The organism is Cetobacterium sp. 2G large (genome assembly GCF_014250655.1).
Taxonomy (GTDB): Bacteria; Fusobacteriota; Fusobacteriia; order Fusobacteriales; family Fusobacteriaceae; genus Cetobacterium_A; species Cetobacterium_A somerae.
In genome coordinates, this window is the sequence record NZ_JACHTH010000007.1 from 387,911 (window position 1) to 407,155 (window position 19,245).

Genomic DNA, 19,245 nt, shown 5'->3' on the forward strand with positions numbered 1-19,245 from the left:
GCTCTACTTAAGCTCAGATTTTTTTATTTTATCTTATTCCAGTACTCTCCTATCTCCTCTAATGTTTTCCCTTTTGTTTCAGGAATAAGAGGAATAAAAAATAGCGAAAGCACACTTATTATAAAGAAAATAAAAAATGGTAATGATTCACTTCTTAAATCTATTGCTGGGTAGATTTGTGTTAATGTTATATCAAATATATAGTTTATAACATTAAAAAGGGTAACTCCTAAGGATCTAATTGAATTTGGTGTAATCTCAGATATATAAACTGTTAATGCTGTTCCAAAGGCTACTGTATATGTTAGATTATAAATATAAACTGAATATACATCATATACTCCTCGTTCTTTATAAAATAGTGCATATGTCAAATATCCTAATGAAATTGTCATTACTAAAGTTCCATAGAATAATAGCTTTTTTCTCCCATACTTATCAATTAAAAATAAAACAATAACTGATCCTAAAATCTCATAGATTCCCATTGTAACACTTTGAAAATATCCTGACGTACTAACTGATGAAGTTTCTTGAAAAATCTCTGGTGCATAATATATTATTGGATTTATTCCAGAAAATTGTCTAAAAATTGCTGAAATTACAACTAATACGATTACTATTTTTACTCCTTTATTAATTTTTCTGAAATTTATTTTATCCTCTGCTTTTTTACTAACTGAAGTTGCATCTAGCTCCTCCATAACCTTTTCAACTCTCTCATCAGGCAATACTTTTTCCAAACTTTCTCTAGCTTTATCTTTATACCCCTTTAAGTACAACCATCTTGGACTTTCAGGTATTCTTAAAAAAAGTATAAATATAATTAACCCTTGAAAAGTTTCTAAAAAAAATAGAACTCTCCATGAATTATCTAGTATAAATCTATTTGTTAAACCATTTGTTATTAAATATGCTAACCAAAATCCTACAACTAATCCAAAAGGCATAAACAGTTGATTAATCGTTCCATTTCTTCCTCTAGTTTCTATTGGAGATATCTCAATTACATATATAGCTCCAACTAAAAATATGCTTCCTAACCCAAGTCCCATAACCAATCTTCCTAACATGAACATCTCTATATTTAAAGAAAATGTAGTTATAAAACCGCCTATTAGAAATCCCAATAAACTATAAAGTATTGTTTTTTTCCTTCCAATTTTTTCAGAGAAGTATCCTGCTAAAAATCCACCAATTAATCCACCTACTAAAACAATGGTTATCAGTGTTCCAATCATCTGTTTATCTATTTTAAAAGTATTTGCTAAAACTTCAATGCTACTAGAGATAACTGCTGAATCAAAATCAAAAATATAACCAAAAGAAGCAGTCAATACTGCAATATAGACCACATATTTTTCTTTGCTCATTTTATCTTATCCAAATCAATCCATTTTCAAAAGATTTTCCTTGCTTTCTTACCATCTCTATCCAAATCATTGCAAGAGGTTCTAAATATCTAGAAAAATGTATATCTCCTATTAACATTGGATCAAATCCCATTTCAAAAAGCAACTCTTCAACTTTTTTATTAGCTATTTTGTTATTCCCAGCTAATAACATTGTAAGTTTTTTTTCATTTACACAAGGATTAATTAATTTTTCTACTCCTAAAGTATTTAAAGTTTTTACTATATGAGAATCTTTTAAAATCTCTTGTATCACTTCTCCATTAGAAGTGTATCTCCCACGAGTTAAAATATAATCTTCTCCAATTGGATTTGTTAAATCAATAAAGATTTTCCCTTCAGGATTTTTTATATTTGTTACAGCTTTTTCAACTTTATTTCCAGGTACAGCTAGAATTATAATTTCATTATCTTCTGCTATATCTTTTCCATCAACATACTCTATAAAATGTTTTTTTTCAATCTCCTCTTTTAAATCCCTTACTCCTATTTGAACTGGGTGTCCTAATTTATGAAAAACCTCTGCTAAAGCATTTGCTACAACTCCATTTCCTAATATTCCTATGTTCATATACTCCTCCTTTATTCAATATTCTTAATACTTTTTTCGAAATAGTTTTTTTAAATCCTTTTAATTTTTAATAATAAAAGGATTTTCTACCTTTTATTAGAAAATTAGGTTAGGAGGTGTTTTATTATGTTTAAAATTGAAAATCACTATAATTTAAAAGGTATGGTTGCTATTATAACTGGTGCTGGTGCTGGAATTGGTAAAGCTTCTGCTTTAATGTTAGCTAGAGCTGGTGCTAATATTGTATGTGCTGATTTAAATAAAGTTGATGCTGATAATACAGCTATTGAAGCTAGAGGTGAAGGTGTTAAAGCTATTGGAGTAAAATGTGATGTTACATCTATTCAAGGTTTAGAAGAAGTTGTTAAAGCTACTATTAAAGAGTTTGGTAAAATCAATATTTTAGTTAATAATGCTGGTGGTGGCGGAGGTGGAAGAGAAAAATTTTTAGAATTAACTCCTGAATATCTTCAAAAAATCTATAATCTTAATGTTTTTAGTATCTTCAATCTTTCTAGACTTTGTGCTCCTCATATGATTGCAAGTGAATATGGATCAATCGTTAATATTAGTTCAATGTCTAGTATAATGCAAAGTCATAATATGAGTGTTTATGGAAGCTCTAAAGCTGCTGTTAATCAACTTACTAAATATATGGCTGTTGATTTAGGTCCAATTATTAGAGTAAATGCCATTGCACCAGGTGCAATTAAAACTCATGCTTTAGCTACAGTTTTAACTCCTGAGTTAGAAGAAATTATGCTTAAGAAAACACCTATGAAGGTTTTAGGAGAAGCTGACGATATAGCTATGGCCGTATTTTTCTTAGCATCTCCATTATCTAAATGGATAACAGGGCAAATTCTTCCTGTCAATGGTGGAGGAGAGCAAGATTTAGAAGGATAATTTTATTAAGGGGTGGATTTTATGCTTACTTTTGAGCACTATATTATGGATTCTTTTAAACTTTTATTGCACTGGTTAGCTTTCTTTTTTACAGCTTTGTCTATAGGAGTTATCTGCTTTGGATTTTTAAAAAGTGTTAAAATTCTATTTACAAATAAAGAGGGTCTTAGTTTCAATAAAATAATGAGAGAAACTTTTGATAAGTATATTTTAGTAGGTCTTCAATTTCTAATTATTGCAGATATTGTTGATACTATTATTTTGAGAGATTTGCAAAATATTGTACTCGTTCTTCTAATAGTTATTATTAGAACTATTATGAGTTGGGAAATAGAAAAACATAAATAAAAGAAGAAAAAAGCTCTAAGCGGAATAAACGCTTAGAGCTTTTCTTAATCATCACTATATTTTTCATTTAATAAACTTTCATCTAAACCTTTTTCAATTTCTTCTTTTGTTACTCTAATATTAGAAGTTTTATCTAAAAATTTCATTATTAAGTATGAAACTACTATAGAGTATACTCCTACTAATGCTGCTCCAAATAGTTGAATCCATAACTGATGAGAACTAGCTGAAACTTTATTTACCATTCCATTTGCTAAAAGACCTATTAATACAGTTCCCATAAATCCTCCAACGCCATGAACACCCCATACATCTAAAGCATCATCCCATTGCATTTTTCTTGGTATTTTAATTGCATAAAAACATACAATTCCTGCTAATGCTCCAATTAATAGTGCAGATGGTGGTGTTACATAACCTGAAGCTGGTGTTATTGTTGCAAGTCCTGCAACTGCTCCAACTAAAGGATCTAAAAATGAGAACTTTTTCTTTTCTAAGTATGACATTATAGCCCATACAATCATACCACTTGCACCAGCTACTCCTGTATTTGTAAATACAATTGCTGTTGTTCCTGCAGCAGCTAAAGTTCCTCCTGCATTAAAACCAAACCATCCAAACATAAGTATTCCAGCCCCAACTGCTACAAGCCCCATATTAAATGGTCCTTTTCCAGTTATAACTTTTCTTTTTCCAAGAACCCAAAGAGCTCCCAATCCAGAAAAAGCAGCTGAAACGTGAATAACTGTTCCACCAGCAAAATCAACAAATCCCATTTTAGCTAAAAATCCTTCTCCCCATACCCAATGAGCCACAGGGAAATAAACTAATATCATCCAAATAACAAGATACTTTATCCAAGCTCCCATTGTTATTCTGTTAACTATTGAACCTGTCATCAGTGGTAAAGTTATTATTGCGAACATCAATTGATACATGAAAAACATTAAAAATGGAATTGTTAATCCATAAGTTGTATTCACTTGAAAAACTATATCTTTAAAGTTCATATATTGAAATGGATCTCCAATTATTCCACCAATTGTATCTCCAAATACTAAACTAAATCCTCCAAATATCCACATTAAAGTTACAACACCTATTGAGATAAAAATTTGTAACATTAAAGTTAATGAGTGTTTCTTTTCAACTAACCCACCATAAAAAAATGCTAGTCCTGGAGTCATAAAAAATACTAATACTGTTGCTATTACCATAAAAGCTACATTTCCATGTACTACACCTTGAAACATATAGTATACCTCCTATTTTAAAAAGGTCTCTTAAATAAGAGACCTTTTTTAGTTTTTTAAAACATGTCTAGTTCCATCTCTTTTGAGATATCTTTCATTATTCCCATACCTGCAACACTATTTCCTTCAGCATCTAAAGCTGGTCCAAATACTGCAACACCTATTTTTTTACTTGATACTGGTGAAATTATACCTCCACCTACTCCAGATTTTCCTGGAATTCCAATATTATCAAGGTACTCTCCACTTTGATCATACATTCCACAAGTAGCTATTAATCCACTAACTATTTGTGCATACTTTTTAGGAATAACTCTCTCTCCAGTTGATAAAACTCCACCATTTGCAAAGAATCTTGCAATTTTAGCTAAACTCTCTGTAGTTACATATATTGAACATTGTTTAAAGTATACATCTAGAATATCTTCTACATTTCCACTTAAAACTCCTTGTCCTTTCATATAGTAAGCTAAACCTCTATTTGTATCTCCAGTAGCTTTTTCACTTAAATAGATATCTGTCGCTAACTCTAAAGAATCATCTTCACTTATTTTTTTCATGAATTCTAGAATTCTATTAAATTTATCTTCTGGATCTTTTCCTTTTATTAAAGAAGCTGTCATAATAGCTCCTGCATTTATAAAGGGATTTCTTGGTAAGTGATCAGGTTCTGTTTCTAATTTTTTTATTGAGTTAAAAGCATCTCCTGAAGGCTCTTTATGAACATGTTTAAATACTTCTTCCTCTCCATTGTCTAATAGAGCTAAAGCTAAAACAACTGTTTTAGATATACTTTCTATAGCAAATCTAACTTTTGTATCTCCTGCTGATAACATAGTTCCATCTGGAAACGCAATAACTGCACCTAAGTAATCTTTACTTACTTTAGCCAATTCAGGAATATATGTTGCTACAGCACCTTGAGATATTAAACCTTTATTGTTTTCCACTATTTTACTTAATACATCTTGATTCATTTTTTTGCCTCCATGTCTAAGAACTTTTATTTTTGTTCTTTTTCTTCATTAGATTCTGGTTTTGTTTCAATCTCTTTTTTTGGATCTTCATCTTGTTGCATAACATCATCTGGATGCGGAGTAATATGGAACTCTCCTCTAGCTTTAGGATGTCCAAAGAAGTGATGCTCAGGAGCATTTTCTGTGGTAATTCTTGTTGGATCTATTGCTACTGCATTTTTTTTATCTCTAAATTCATAAATTATAAATGGTAGAACTAATACAACTATAAATCCTACTGTTAATATAGTTTCATACTCTCCTGTGTTTCCACCTGGAATATTATCTGGTGGGAAGAATGATATAATAAATGCAAACAGTGATGTTAAGAATCCTACTGCACCGACTATACATTTAAATACAACTCCACCTGGAATTTGATAAGCTGCTTGTGCATCTGTTGTTTTTCTTTTTAAAACTAATGTTAAATAACCTATAAATAATAGGAAATATGTCATTAAGTAGATAACAACTGTTAAAGACATTGATGTCATGAAGGACATGTTGTTTCCTCCTCCACCTAATGTTAAAACAATTGCCCAAATAGTTACGATAACTCCTTGGAACATTACTAAAGGAACTGGAACGTCATGTTTATTAACTTTTTTAAACACTGGAGGTAAAATACCTTTTTGTGCTGCTACATACATAGCTCTTGATGGTCCAACTATCCACGCACTTATCTCTGCTAGAACTCCAAGACCGATAAATGCTGCTATAATTCTAACAATCCAATCTAAGTGACTTCCATAGTGATTAATTAATGTAGCAAAAGTTTGGTTAACTCCTGCACTTAAGTTTATCTCATTTACTGGAATAACTGTAGCTATTGATAATCCTCCTGCAGAACTTATAACAATAGCTATAATAACTAACATAAATACAGCTATTGGATATTGTTTTTTAGGATTAGCCATTTCATTAGCATGGGAAGCTGATGCTTCTACTCCCATATAACTTAAGATAAATGATACTAATATAACTAATGAGTTTACATTAGTGAAGTCTGGGAAGAATGAATTCCAACTAACTTCCATATGTACTGGATTTCCAGCTACAACATACGCTATTGCAAGACCTATTAAAATTATTGCTGGTATTACAATACCAAAGATAAATCCAATTCTTGCTATTTTAGCTGTGTACTTAGTACCACCTAATTGAGAGAATGTTAAAATCCAAAATACGATTAAAATAGAAATTAATTTTAAATGTGGATTTACATTTAAAACTGGCCAATCAAATAGGTATGATAATGAACCATTAATAAAGTAAAGCATTGGGATATACCCAACTGTTATTTCAAAAAACTGATAGAATATTGCCGCAAATCCCCAACGTTCACCTAAAGATTCAGAAACCCAAGTGAAAACTCCTCCTGTTTCCCATCCTGGAATTGTTGCCATTTCAGCCGCACAAAGTGCTACTGGAATAAACCAAAATAGTCCTCCAAACAGTAAAAAGAAAAGTAATGAAAATCCTGAAGTTGCAAAACTCGGATATTCATAAACAGCCATAACCATTGAGGCTGTTATTGTGAAAAATCCAAATAGTGTCAACTGTTTGTTAGTTGTACTAGTGTTAGTAGCCATAAATAACCCTCCTATAAAATATTTTTTATTATTGTCACTCTATTGTTCACTTTTGGTAGAACATTTCCTTCTAAAAAAGTAATATCTTTTTTATTTTTATTTTTTTTAATTTTCTTGAGCTAAAGATCTCAAAGAATCATAGAATTTTTCTATATCTCTTTTTTTAGTGGGAATTCCTATAATGTCATTTTTTTCAATTTCAGTTGTATCATTAGTTTTTATAAATTCACCTTTTCTCTCAATAGATTTTATTTTAAGATCTCCTGGTAATTCTAATTTTCCAATCTCCTCTCCTATTAAATAGGATTCACTTCCTACTTCAAAAACTAATTCTACAACTTCATCATTATCATCATTTTCAATTAATGGTTTATATAATAAATCATATATTGGTTCAACTTTTAATAAGTTACTAACTGTATATGCTAATCCAGCTACAATAACCATACTAGGAAGTAGCGTAAAATCCCATGTCATCTCTAATATTAGAATAATTCCAGTGGCTGGGGATCTAACAACAACAACAAAAGCTGAAGCCATTCCTAAAAATATGAATACACCTAGATTATTAATATCAATCAAATTAAAATACAATAGAATTAAACCAAAAAGCTTTCCTGATAAACCTCCAATAACTAAAAGAGGTAAAAATATTCCTCCAGGAAATCCAGTTGAATAAGATAATGTAGTAAATAAAAGTTTTAAAATTATAAAAAAGATTAAAGCTCCAATTGAAAGATCATTAACCATTCCCTCTCTTATTAAAAAACTTTCTCCACCAGCAGTTAAATCTTTATAAAAAATTCCAATTACAATAACCATTAAAGTATAGAAAAATACTTTTATATACTTTGATATTTTAATTTTCCTATTTAACTTCTGAAAATAAATTAAAAGAAAAGAAAAGCTCTTTCCAACTAAGCTTATAAAAATTGCAAAAGCTATACAAATATAGAAATATTCAAAATAATTTAAATTTTGTGGATAATTCACAACTATATCTAAATAATCATTTTTTACAAAAAATTTAGCTGCCATATATCCAGAAACTATAGAACCTAAAAAAGAAAAAATTGTTAATCTTGAATTAAAATATTTCTGTAACTCTTCAGCTATAAAAATTGCAGAAGCAAGAGGTGCTGTAAAAGCAGATGATAGTCCTGCACCAGCTCCGCTCATTATTAAATATTTTCTTTCAACTCTATCCACTTTAAATACTTGTGATATTGTTTCTCCAATTAAAGCTCCCATCTGTACAGAAGGTCCCTCTCTTCCAAGAGAGTATCCTGCTGAAATTCCAGAAACACCACCTAAGAATTTAAAAACTAAATTTTTTATTGGATTTTTTACTTTTATTCTTCCATATATTTGTGCCCTTGCTTGAGGAATACCACTTCCTGTAATCAACGGACTATCCTCTACCATCTTACTTATTAAAATACCTATAACATATATTCCAATAAAACCTAAAATTAAATAGTATAATGGATTGTTCAAATTAAAAATCATATCCCTTATATAAGCTGATTTTTCTATCATCCATCTATAGGGTATTGTTATAAGACCTGTTACAAATCCCGTTAAAATAGCTAATATATAAACTTTTAAAATCCCCATAAGTAACTCCTTTTATAAATTTTCTTTTGCTTTTTTCTTTACTATATAGTAATAAATTTGTGAAAATGTTGAAACTGTTAAAATCCCAATAGCAATTGATCCTGAAATTATAAATGTTTCTATTCCTTTTTCTACTGCTTTAGATATACTATCTTGTACTATGTAATACATGGTGTAATATATTCCACCACCAGGAACTAAAGGAATCATACATGGATATAAAAATGAAACTGTTGGTACCTTTAATCTTCTCGATAAAATCTCAGAATATATTGTTATCGTTGAAGATGCTGCTGTATAGGCTATAAAATATGTAAATCCCTTTTCACTTAATAAACTATAGACCAACCATCCAATTCCCGCTCCAAAACTTCCATATAAATTTTTCATACCTCTTACATTAAATATTATCCCAAAACCATAGGTTGCAACAATTGATGATATAACCTGAATTATTATTACCCTCATAGCAGCCCTCCTAATGTTTTTATAATGGATAACGTTATTCCTGATCCTATAGCTAAAGCGGTTCCTACCATAAAAGCCTCTACTCCTCTTGCAATTCCTGAAACTAAATCTCCTGTTATTAAATCTCTAATTGAATTTGTAAAAGCTATTCCAGGAACTAATAACATTAACGTTGAAATTATCGTTACTGAGATTTCTGGAATTATTCCAAATAAAAAACATATATATGCTGAGAAGGAACAAACCATTCCTCCAACTAAATTTAAGAAGAATTTATTTATCATTAACTTTGCAGCAAAATATCCTAAAAATGATATTGAAATAGCTCCAATAACTGAAGCTATGCAGCTACCTCTATTTCCACCAAAATAATAAGCAAAAGCTCCAGCTGCAATACAATTCCCCAACAGTACATATAAAAATCCATATGCTTGCTCATCATCAATCTCTTTTACTTTTTCTAAAAATTCTTTAAAAGTATAGCTATCTATATCTCTTACCAGTGAACTAAGTTTAGAAATTTTTTCTACATTTATAGTTCGCATTCTTATTTTTTCTATATTCGTAAAAAATCTTCTTTCTCTTCCTCTTATTGTTGTTAAAATACTAGACAGAACTGCAAATGAATTTGATTCAAGGCCATAGTGATTACATATTTTATCTACCATATCCTCTGCTCTATAGGTTTCTCCACCAGATTCTAGTATCAATTTCCCTACATAACTTGCTAGATATAAAATGTCATTTTCATTGATGACTGTTAAATCCTCCCTAAGATTATCCATATATATCTCTCCCAATTATTATTTATTTAAATATTCAGGTTTCCTATTCATTTTCCTTGTAATTTTGTATCTTTTTAAATTTTTGTACAATTTTTTTTACAAAATAAAAAAGAAATCCTAAAAATAAAATGTATAATGCAGGTGATTTATGATAATTGAATTTATTTTTAAATTAATATCGTTATCAAGGAGGTAAGTATTATGTTTGGAACTTGTGGTAAAACACCTAGAGAGCTTGGTTACAGAATGCCTGGAGAGTGGGAGAAAAGAAGACGTACTTTCATGCAATGGCCTGTTAGAGATGGAAAAAATAGCAGAACTCCACTTTGGCCTGATGGAATTGAAGCAGCTAGAAAAGGATATGCTAATGTAGCAAAAGCTATTGCTGAATTTGAGGAATTAGTTATGATTGCTCCTCCAGAACTTCTGCATGAAGTTAAAGAGATGTGTGGAGAAAAAGTAGAAGTATTATGTCTACCAATAGACGATTCGTGGGTTAGAGATAATGGTCCCACTTTTTTACTAAATGACGATCAAGAAGTTGCAGCAGTTAAATGGAGATTTACTTCTTATGGTGAAAAATATCAAACACACTATAATGATGGAAAAGTTCCTTATCATTTAGGTATATTTTATGATGTTCCTGTATTTACTTCACCACTGGCATTAGAAGGTGGAGGAATTCACTCAGATGGACAAGGAACTATTTTAACAACAGAATCTGCTTTACTTACTGGTTCTAGAAATTCTAGATTCACAAAAGAAGAAGTTACTAATTTATTAGAAGAATATTTAGGTGGAGAACAAGTTATCTGGTTAAAATCAGGTTTATATGGAGATTTAACTGATGGACACGTTGACAACACAGCTTGTTTTGTTAGACCAGGAGTTATTATAATCCAAGCTTGTTACGATGAAAAAGATCCTGACTACGAGATTTTCCAAGAAAATATGAAAATATTAAAAGAATTTAAAGATAGATCAAGTGGACTACCTTTTGAAATTATTGAAATTGAAAAACCTCCTATTAGATATTATGATGGTCAACTTCTAACATTAAGTTATATAAACTATTTACCAGTTACTGGTGCAGTTATTGTTCCTACATTTGGAGGAGATGCTGAAGAAACTGATAAAAAAGCATTAGAAGCTATCCAAAAAGCTTATCCTGATAGAAAAGTAGTTCCTATAGATGGAATGCCTATCATTATAGGTGGTGGATGTGTTCACTGTATAACTCAACAAATGCCTTATGGAAAAAGTTTTTAATTAAAGGAGGAGATTTATTATGAGAAAAGTTAAAGTAGCAGCAGTTCAAATGTCTCTAGGTTGGGATGTTGATGAAAATATAAGAAAAGCTGAAAAACAAGTTAGAGCAGCAGCAGCTGAAGGAGCTCAAATAATCTTACTTTCTGAGTTATTTGAAAGAGTTTATTTCTGTGCTAAAGAAAAAGCTGAATATATGCAATTTGCCACAGAGTTAGAACTTGATACAGCTGTTAATCACTTTAAAAAGGTTGCAAAAGAATTACAAGTTGTTCTTCCAATAAGTTTTTATGAAAGAAAACATGGTGCAAGATACAACTCAATAGCTATTATCGATGCTGATGGAGAAATTTTAGGAATTTATAGAAAAAGTCACATACCTCATGATGTAAGTGGATATCAAGAAAAATTCTATTTTAATATAGGAGATACTGGTTTTAAAGTTTGGGAAACTAAATATGCTAAAATTGGTGTTGCTATATGTTGGGATCAATGGTTCCCAGAATCAGCAAGATGTATGGCTTTAATGGGTGCTGAAATTTTATTCTATCCTACAGCTATTGGATCAGAACCTAGTGACCCCACTATGGATACAAAAGATCATTGGCAAAGAGTTATGCAAGGACATGCTGGTGCTAACTTAACTCCATTAGTTTGTGCTAACAGAACTGGACAAGAACATGTTGATGAAATTGGTGTTAAATTCTATGGGTCATCTTTTATAGCTGATCATACTGGTGCTAAAATATCTGAAATGGATAGAGACTCTGAAGGTTTTGCTATAGCTGAATTAGATTTAGCAGCTATTGATGATTATAGAGCTTTCTGGGGATTATTTAGAGATAGAAGACCAGATTTATATGGAGCAATTTTAACTCTTGATGGAGAAACAAAATTTAAATAGATAAAAAAATAGGGAGGGTGCAAATGCATCCTCCTCTTTTTTATTGTCTTTCCATCTGCTTTTTAGCATAAGTTACATAAAGTATTGCTCCTATTATAAATCCTATTATAATAAATAGTAGGTTTTCATGAGATGATTGGCTTAATAACCATATTGATAATATTATAGCTATTACTGGAATAATTGGTCCTAAAGGAATTTTATATTGTGCTTTTAACTTTCTTTTTCTGAAAACTAATACAGAACCTGCTGTAGATATAAACTCAATTAAACGAGCTATAACTGTAAGACTTGCTAAAAAAATAAAATTTCCATAAAGAGCTAAACTAACAGTTATTGCTGTTGTTAATAAAATTGCAAATCCTGCTGTTCCAAATCTACCTTTTTTATTAAAAACCTCTGGCACATATTTACTATCTGCTAAAGCTTGAATTGATCTTGGTGCAATAAATGATAAAGCTATTGTTATTCCTCCAATTGAAACTAATGTAGCTATTGTTATAAATAAAAATCCAGAACTTCCAAATATTGCTGCTGTTGCCGAAGCTATTGGAACTGAAGTTGTTCCTAATTTAGGTCCTAATAAACCTATACAAACTACCATGACCATCAGATAAAAAATAGAACAAAATATCATAACCCATATTATGGCTTTTGGTAGATTTTTTGTTGGATTTTGCATATCCTCTGCTGCTACTGCTAGTAAATCGAATCCAGTAAATGCGTAAAATATAACTAACGTTGCTACTCCTAAATTTCCAGTTGAAAGACCAAGCTCGATTTTAGGAATTAATGGGAAAAAGTCTGGTCCTTTTATAAAAAATATTCCTACAAGAACAAATAATATTAAAGGTAATAATTTACTTACCGTTATAAGATTATTAAGTATTTTTGAGAATTTAACTCCTAAGTAGTTTAATACTCCTAAAAAAATTCCTATAGCTATAACAAAAAGTTTATTATAATAGGGATCAATAGCTATTGGGTATATTCCACCAAGTGCCGTTAAAAAGCCTTGAATCTCTGCTGACCAACTAACTATACCTATAAACCAAGCAAAAATTCCAATCTCAAATCCTACAAAGTTTCCATATGCCTCTTTTGCATATACAAAGGATGAACCATTTTTATCAAATATACTTGCTGTTTCAGCAAAACATAGTGCTAAAAATAATGCTAAAACAGCATTTATTAAAATTACGATTAAACTGGCTAACCCTACATCAGCGTAAGCTTTATTTGGTAAAAGAAAAATTCCTGACCCAATTATTGAATTTATCCCTAAAAAGAAAATGCTCCAAAACCCAAGTTTATTACTCTTTAAATCATCCATTTGGAAACCTCCTTCTCCTCATAAACTTTTGCTCTATGTAACATAATACTCCTCCTGTATTTAATTATTTTTATGCTACATTATTCTCTTTTTTTTTAATAAATCCTTTAGAAAAAAATTTTTTCTTGTTTTTTCAAAAAAAATAAGGTATATACGTACTACTTAGCAACTAATCTATTTTCAAAAGGAGTGATTTTAATGATAAAAAAATGGTTACCTCTATCGCTTTCTGCTCTTTTACTTTGTGGATCAATTACATCTTTAGCAGCTGAAACTAAAGTGTACCAAGGTTTAGGACATTCTACAAACTTTAGAGTTGGTCCTGGTAAAGATAGCGAAGGACAACAGGTTTATAGTTTTAACTATGTAGATGCTGCAGTGCTTTTCGATGCTGATGGAAAAATTATAAATGCTATAGTTGATGCTTTAGAAGTTAGTTCTCCAAATTATGATGGTGAAAGTATGCCTCACTTTTCAGGGTGGCCTGGAACTGAAGGACATAATTTAGCTGATCACAAAACTAAAAAAGTTATTGGAAAAACTGAAAATACTCCCGCTAATATAGCTAATGAAGTTGATAACTGGAAAACTAAAAGAGAGCGTGGAGCTAGCTATGGAATGAATCCTAAAAATGAATGGGATGAACAAATGGACTTTTTTCAAGATAAATTTAAGGGTAAAACAGTTGACGAATTAGAAATTATTTTCACAAAGCTATATTCAGATGTTAACGGAAGACCTTTAAAAGAAAATAGTAGAAATGATAAAGATAAAGAGAAATATAGTAAACTTACTGAAGCTGAGAAAAAAGAGGTTGCTGACATAACTGCTGGAGCTACAATGAGCCTTAGAGACAGTCATGGTGATATTTTAGGTGCACTAAAAAATGCATATGAAAATCGTGTTGAGGTGGCTATTCCAACTAAATAATACTAAAAATTGCTGAAACTTTTCACAAAGTTTCAGTTTTTATTTTATTGACATTACTTTTTTAGTGTGCTAAATTAAAGGTATCGAGTATTTTTTAAACTTATTGTGTACACTATTTAATCACATTAATTATTTTTTAAGGAGATTTTAACATGAAAAAAATTGTTGTTGTTGGAAGCATTAACATGGATTTAGTTACAATTTGTGAAAGAGCACCTCGTGGTGGTGAAACTCTTTTAGGTAAAAAGTTCATGCAAATCCCTGGTGGAAAAGGAGCTAACCAAGCTGTTGCTATGGGGAAGATGAAATCTCCAGTTTCTATGCTAGGAAAAATAGGAAAAGAGGGTATGGGAAATATTCTTCTAGATTCTATGAAAAAGGATGGAGTGGATGTTTCTAATATAGAATATTGTGATGAAGCTACTGGTATTGCTAAAATCATAGTAGAAGACAACGGACAAAATAGAATTATTGTTGTTCCAGGTGCTAACTACGAAGTAGATAACTCATATATAGATAGACATTTAGATACTATTAAAAATTGTGATATTCTTGTTACTCAACTTGAAATCCCAATGGAAACAGTTAAATATTCATTAAAAAAAGCTAAAGAGTTTGGAAAAACAACTATTTTAAATCCAGCTCCTGCTAATAAATTAGATGAAGAGATTATCTCAAATTCTGATTACATAATTCCTAATGAAACAGAGTTAGAGATTTTATCTGGAATACCTGTTACTAATGAAGAAAGCGTAATAAATGCTGCTAACATCCTTTTAGACAAAGGTGTTAAAGGACTTATCGTTACTTTAGGAAGTAAAGGTTGTATGTTTATAAGTAAAACAGAGAAAAGATCATTCCCAGCTTACAAAGTTAAAGCTATTGATACAACTGCTGCTGGAGATAGTTTCATTGGTGGTTTTGTAAATGGACTTGCTTCTGGTCTAACTTTTGAAGAAGCTATTGATAGAGGAACTAAAGTTGCTGCTATATCTGTTACTAGAATTGGTGCTCAAACGTCGATACCAACTCTTGAAGAAGTATTAAATTTTAAAGGAGAATAGATTATGAAAAAAGGAAAACTTTTAAATAGTGAACTTTCTTATGAGATTGCTAAAATAGGTCATACATCTCATATTACACTTTGTGATGCTGGACTTCCATTTCCAAAAGGTGTAAAAAGAATAGATTTAGCTATTGAAGCTGGATATCCTAGCTTTATAAAAACTTTAGATGCAATTTTAAGTGAAATGATGGTTGAAGAGATTGTTTTAGCTTCTGAAATTAAAACTATTAATCCTAAAGTTTACAACGAAATTTTAGAAACTTTCCAAAAAAATGGAATGAACCCTAAAATTGTTGAGGTTTCTCATACAGAGTTTAAAGAGATTACAAGAGAAAGTGAAGCGATTGTTAGAACTGGAGAATGTACTCCATATGCAAATATTATTTTAAAGTCAGGAGTAGTTTTCTAAATGAATAAAGAGATTGTTTTACAAATGAAAGATATCTGTAAATCTTTCCCAGGTGTAAAAGCCCTAGATGGTGCTTGTTTAAATGCTTATAAAGGAAGAGTTATGGCTTTAATGGGAGAAAATGGTGCTGGAAAATCAACACTTATGAAAATAATGACTGGTATCTATAGTAAAGATTCAGGAACTGTTTTCTACCATGGACATGAAGTTACTTTTAAAGGAACTAAAGATTCTCAAGAAGCTGGTATTGCTATTATTCATCAGGAGTTGAATTTAATTCAACATATGAGTATAACTGAGAATATATTTTTAGGAAGAGAACTTACAAACAGTTTTGGAAAAATAGATTGGACTCTTATGCATAGAGAAGCTAGATCTATTTTAGATCTTCTTAATGTTGAAGACAGTGAAAAAACTTTAATAAAAGATTTAACAATAGGTAAGATGCAAATGGTTGAAATTGCAAAAGCTCTTTCACAAAATGCTAAGCTTATTGTTATGGATGAGCCTACAGATGCATTAACTGATAAGGAAACTGAAAGTCTTTTCAAGGTTATTAAAGAGCTTACATCAGAAGGAAAAAGTATTATTTACATATCTCATAGATTAAAAGAGATTCCTGCTATTTGTGATGATATAACTGTTTTAAGAGATGGTAAGTTTATCTCTGAAGCTGAAGTTAAAGATATTGACGAAAACTATATTATTGAAAAAATGGTTGGAAGAACTTTAAGTGAGCAGTTCCCAAATGTTTCTGTAACTCCTGGAGCTGAGGTTTTAAAAGTTGAAAATCTTTGTGGTAAGTATGTTAAAGATGCCTCTTTCACTTTAAAAAAGGGAGAGATTTTAGGTATTGCTGGTCTTATGGGAGCTGGAAGAAGTGAACTTGTAAAAACTATTTATGGATATTATAAAAAGTCCTCTGGAAAAGTTTTTATAGAGGGACAGGAGGTTTCTATTGATTCTCCTGAATCTGGTGTAAACCATGGAATCGCCTACGTTTCAGAAGATAGAAAAGGAGATGGACTTGTATTAGGATTAAGTGTTAAAGAAAATATGACTCTTTCATCTTTAAAATTCTTCTCAAGTAGATTAGGTTTAAATAAAAATGCTGAAAACAAATCTGTTGATGAATATATTGAAAAATTTGGAGTAAAAACTCCTTCACCTAATCAAATTATTAAAAACTTAAGTGGTGGAAACCAACAAAAAGTAGCTATTGCAAAAGCTCTTTTAACTAATCCTAAAATTTTAATTTTAGATGAACCAACTAGAGGAGTAGACGTTGGAGCTAAAAAAGAGATTTACGATGTTATTAACGAGCTAAAGAAAAAAGGTCTTAGTATTATTATGATATCTTCTGAAATGCCAGAAGTAATGGGACTAAGTGATAGAATTATGGTTATCCATGAACACAAAATAAGTGGAACTCTATCTAAAGATGAGTTCACTCAAGAAAAAATAATGAGATATGCAGTAGGAGTTGAATAAATAATGTTAAAAAAAATATATAACAATAAGCCTCTAATTGGTTTAATTGTTTTCTCTATAATAGTTTCTTTTTTAAACCCAAGGTTTTTATCAGTTAATAATATCTTAAACGTTTTAAGACAAACGTCTATAAATTCAGTTATTGCTATTGGAATGACTTTAGTTATTTTAACAGGTGGAATTGATCTTTCTGTTGGTTCTATTTTAGCTTTAACTGGAGCTTTTGGAGCAAGTTTAATAGCTAATGGTGTAAATCCAGTTTTAGCTATTGTTATTGCTATTGTTATTGGTGGACTTTTTGGAATCTTTAACGGTTTACTTATATCATATGCTAAACTTCAACCGTTTATAGTTACTTTAGTTACTATGACTCTTTTAAGGGGAGCCACTTTAGTTTTCACTGATGGTAAGCCAATCCCTGTAAGAGACGGTGGAGATTTCTTTGATAATATTGGTGGAGGTTACTTCTTTGACATTCCTATTCCAATATATATTATGATTGCTCTTTTCATTGCTGGATATTATATATTAAACAATATTAAATTTGGTAGATATATCTATGCTATTGGTGGAAATGAAGAGGCTACTAAACTTTCAGGAGTAAATACATCTAAATATAAAACTTTAGTTTATGGTGTTTGTGGAGCTCTTTCAGCTTTAGCTGGAGTTATCGTAACTTCTAGACTTGGTTCAGCTCAACCTACTGCTGGATCTGGATATGAACTTGATGCTATTGCTGCAGTTGTTCTAGGTGGAACATCTCTTGCTGGTGGAGTTGGAACTATTGCTGGAACTGCTCTTGGAGCAATTATTATTGGTGTTCTAGGAAATGCTTTAAATCTTTTAAATGTATCATCTTACTATCAGATGATGGTTAAAGCTTTAGTAATTCTTATTGCTGTTTTAATTGATAAAAAATCTTCTAAATAAATTTTATGGGTGGTGTAATAATTATGAAAAACAAATTAAGATTTTTAGGACTTATGGTTCTTGCTTTAGGTATGGGGACAATTGCTGAAGCTGCTAAAGTAGGATTAGTTGTTTCTACACAGGATAATCCTTTCTTTGTTACTTTAAAAGAGGGAGCTGTTTCTAAAGCAAAAGATATGGGACATGAGATTGTTGTTTTAGATTCTCAAAATGATCCTTCTAAAGAGTTAGGAAATGTTGAAGATTTACTTATTAAAGGTATTGATGTTCTTTTAATAAATCCAACTGATTCTGACGCTGTTGTATCAGCTGTTAAAGCTGCTAACCGTAATAAAGTTCCAGTAATAACTTTAGATAGAGCATCTAATGGTGGAAAAGTAGTTACTCACATCGCTTCTGATAACGTTGCTGGTGGAGAATTAGCTGGAAACTTTATAGTTGAAAAATTAAATGGAAAAAATAATAAAGTTGTAGAGTTAGAAGGAATCCCTGGTACAACTGCTGCCCGTGATAGAGGAGAAGGATTTAACAAGGCTGCTCAGAATAAATTAGATATAGTTGCAAAACAAGCTGCTGACTTTGACAGAACTAAAGGACTTAATGTTATGGAAAATATTTTACAAGCACAACCTGAAGTTAATGCTGTTTTTGCTCATAATGATGAGATGGCCCTTGGAGCTCTAAAAGCTATTGAAGCATCTGGAAAAACTGATGTTATAATCGTTGGTTTTGATGCCACTGAAGATGCAGTGAAAGCTGTTAAAGAGGGTAAACTTGCTGCAACTGTTGCTCAAAAACCAGCAGAAATTGGTGCTAAAGGAATTGAAGCAGCTGATAAAATTGTAAAAAAGGAAACAGTTCCACAGTTTATTCCTGTTGAGCTAGAACTTATTACTCAATAATTTTTAAACATTTTTAGAATTAATTTTAACCTTTTTTATAGTAGTG

At 30.7% G+C, this 19,245-nt stretch carries 19 protein-coding genes; 10 read left to right on the forward strand and 9 right to left on the reverse strand.

The genetic code is table 11. The annotated features are described in order from the left end of the window. Nucleotides 1–23 precede the first annotated feature (23 nt). Entirely contained in the window at nucleotides 24–1,373 is a 1,350-nt protein-coding gene (locus tag H5J23_RS12380) for a sugar porter family MFS transporter (protein ID WP_185892560.1), read from the reverse strand. 1 nt (nucleotide 1,374) lies between these two features. After that, nucleotides 1,375–1,983 (reverse strand): NADPH-dependent F420 reductase, encoded by a 609-nt coding sequence (locus tag H5J23_RS12385; protein ID WP_185892562.1) that lies wholly within the window; start codon nucleotides 1,981–1,983, stop codon nucleotides 1,375–1,377. A 126-nt stretch (nucleotides 1,984–2,109) separates the two neighbouring features. Between H5J23_RS12385 and H5J23_RS12390 the strand changes: the two genes are divergently transcribed. Both H5J23_RS12390 and H5J23_RS12395 read left to right on the forward strand, forming a co-directional pair. After that, on the forward strand, nucleotides 2,110–2,889 hold the full coding sequence (locus H5J23_RS12390) for a glucose 1-dehydrogenase (RefSeq protein ID WP_185892564.1): 780 nt from the start codon (nucleotides 2,110–2,112) through the stop codon (nucleotides 2,887–2,889). A 21-nt stretch (nucleotides 2,890–2,910) separates the two neighbouring features. Next, complete coding sequence (locus H5J23_RS12395) at nucleotides 2,911–3,237, forward strand: DUF1622 domain-containing protein (protein ID WP_023051285.1); 327 nt, start codon at nucleotides 2,911–2,913, stop codon at nucleotides 3,235–3,237. Nucleotides 3,238–3,281: 44 nt separating this feature from the next. Here the strand turns inward: H5J23_RS12395 and H5J23_RS12400 are convergent, their stop codons facing one another. From H5J23_RS12400 to H5J23_RS12425, 6 genes are all read right to left on the reverse strand, one after another. Continuing rightward, the gene (locus H5J23_RS12400) at nucleotides 3,282–4,490 is read right to left on the reverse strand and encodes an ammonium transporter (protein ID WP_185892566.1); all 1,209 of its coding nucleotides are present in this window, start codon (nucleotides 4,488–4,490) and stop codon (nucleotides 3,282–3,284) included. 56 nt (nucleotides 4,491–4,546) lie between these two features. Next, on the reverse strand, nucleotides 4,547–5,467 hold the full coding sequence (gene glsA / locus H5J23_RS12405) for a glutaminase A (protein ID WP_023051283.1): 921 nt from the start codon (nucleotides 5,465–5,467) through the stop codon (nucleotides 4,547–4,549). Between the two features lie 26 nt (nucleotides 5,468–5,493). Further along, complete coding sequence (gadC, locus tag H5J23_RS12410; RefSeq protein WP_185892568.1) at nucleotides 5,494–7,098, reverse strand: glutamate:gamma-aminobutyrate antiporter; 1,605 nt, start codon at nucleotides 7,096–7,098, stop codon at nucleotides 5,494–5,496. A 105-nt stretch (nucleotides 7,099–7,203) separates the two neighbouring features. Then, entirely contained in the window at nucleotides 7,204–8,715 is a 1,512-nt protein-coding gene (locus H5J23_RS12415) for a ClC family H(+)/Cl(-) exchange transporter (RefSeq protein WP_023051281.1), read from the reverse strand. A gap of 12 nt (nucleotides 8,716–8,727) precedes the next feature. Further along, nucleotides 8,728–9,183, reverse strand: a complete 456-nt coding sequence (locus tag H5J23_RS12420; RefSeq protein WP_023051280.1) for a threonine/serine exporter family protein — start codon at nucleotides 9,181–9,183, stop codon at nucleotides 8,728–8,730. After that, nucleotides 9,180–9,968: a threonine/serine exporter ThrE family protein gene (locus H5J23_RS12425; RefSeq protein ID WP_023051279.1), complete on the reverse strand. Its 789-nt coding sequence runs from the start codon at nucleotides 9,966–9,968 to the stop codon at nucleotides 9,180–9,182. The genes H5J23_RS12420 and H5J23_RS12425 overlap by 4 nt, the downstream gene beginning before the upstream one ends. A gap of 201 nt (nucleotides 9,969–10,169) precedes the next feature. On the opposite strand from H5J23_RS12425, the gene H5J23_RS12430 reads away from it, so the two are divergent. Together H5J23_RS12430 and aguB are read left to right on the forward strand one after the other, a co-directional pair. Then, the gene (locus H5J23_RS12430; protein WP_023051278.1) at nucleotides 10,170–11,237 is read left to right on the forward strand and encodes an agmatine/peptidylarginine deiminase; all 1,068 of its coding nucleotides are present in this window, start codon (nucleotides 10,170–10,172) and stop codon (nucleotides 11,235–11,237) included. Nucleotides 11,238–11,253: 16 nt separating this feature from the next. After that, complete coding sequence (aguB, locus tag H5J23_RS12435; protein ID WP_342663795.1) at nucleotides 11,254–12,138, forward strand: N-carbamoylputrescine amidase; 885 nt, start codon at nucleotides 11,254–11,256, stop codon at nucleotides 12,136–12,138. Between the two features lie 40 nt (nucleotides 12,139–12,178). Here the strand turns inward: aguB and H5J23_RS12440 are convergent, their stop codons facing one another. Beyond that, the gene (locus H5J23_RS12440; protein WP_185892570.1) at nucleotides 12,179–13,471 is read right to left on the reverse strand and encodes an APC family permease; all 1,293 of its coding nucleotides are present in this window, start codon (nucleotides 13,469–13,471) and stop codon (nucleotides 12,179–12,181) included. Nucleotides 13,472–13,669: 198 nt separating this feature from the next. Between H5J23_RS12440 and H5J23_RS12445 the strand changes: the two genes are divergently transcribed. The 6 genes from H5J23_RS12445 (at nucleotide 13,670) to rbsB (ending at nucleotide 19,199) form a co-directional block, all read left to right on the forward strand. Beyond that, the gene (locus H5J23_RS12445) at nucleotides 13,670–14,401 is read left to right on the forward strand and encodes an FMN-binding protein (RefSeq protein WP_185892572.1); all 732 of its coding nucleotides are present in this window, start codon (nucleotides 13,670–13,672) and stop codon (nucleotides 14,399–14,401) included. Between the two features lie 152 nt (nucleotides 14,402–14,553). Further along, nucleotides 14,554–15,465 (forward strand): ribokinase, encoded by a 912-nt coding sequence (rbsK, locus tag H5J23_RS12450; protein WP_185892574.1) that lies wholly within the window; start codon nucleotides 14,554–14,556, stop codon nucleotides 15,463–15,465. A 3-nt stretch (nucleotides 15,466–15,468) separates the two neighbouring features. Beyond that, entirely contained in the window at nucleotides 15,469–15,876 is a 408-nt protein-coding gene (gene rbsD / locus H5J23_RS12455) for a D-ribose pyranase (protein WP_185892576.1), read from the forward strand. Continuing rightward, nucleotides 15,877–17,367: a ribose ABC transporter ATP-binding protein RbsA gene (gene rbsA, locus H5J23_RS12460; RefSeq protein ID WP_185892578.1), complete on the forward strand. Its 1,491-nt coding sequence runs from the start codon at nucleotides 15,877–15,879 to the stop codon at nucleotides 17,365–17,367. 3 nt (nucleotides 17,368–17,370) lie between these two features. Next, nucleotides 17,371–18,297 (forward strand): ribose ABC transporter permease, encoded by a 927-nt coding sequence (rbsC, locus tag H5J23_RS12465; RefSeq protein WP_023051271.1) that lies wholly within the window; start codon nucleotides 17,371–17,373, stop codon nucleotides 18,295–18,297. A 23-nt stretch (nucleotides 18,298–18,320) separates the two neighbouring features. Further along, complete coding sequence (gene rbsB, locus H5J23_RS12470) at nucleotides 18,321–19,199, forward strand: ribose ABC transporter substrate-binding protein RbsB (protein WP_185892580.1); 879 nt, start codon at nucleotides 18,321–18,323, stop codon at nucleotides 19,197–19,199. Nucleotides 19,200–19,245 lie beyond the last annotated feature (46 nt).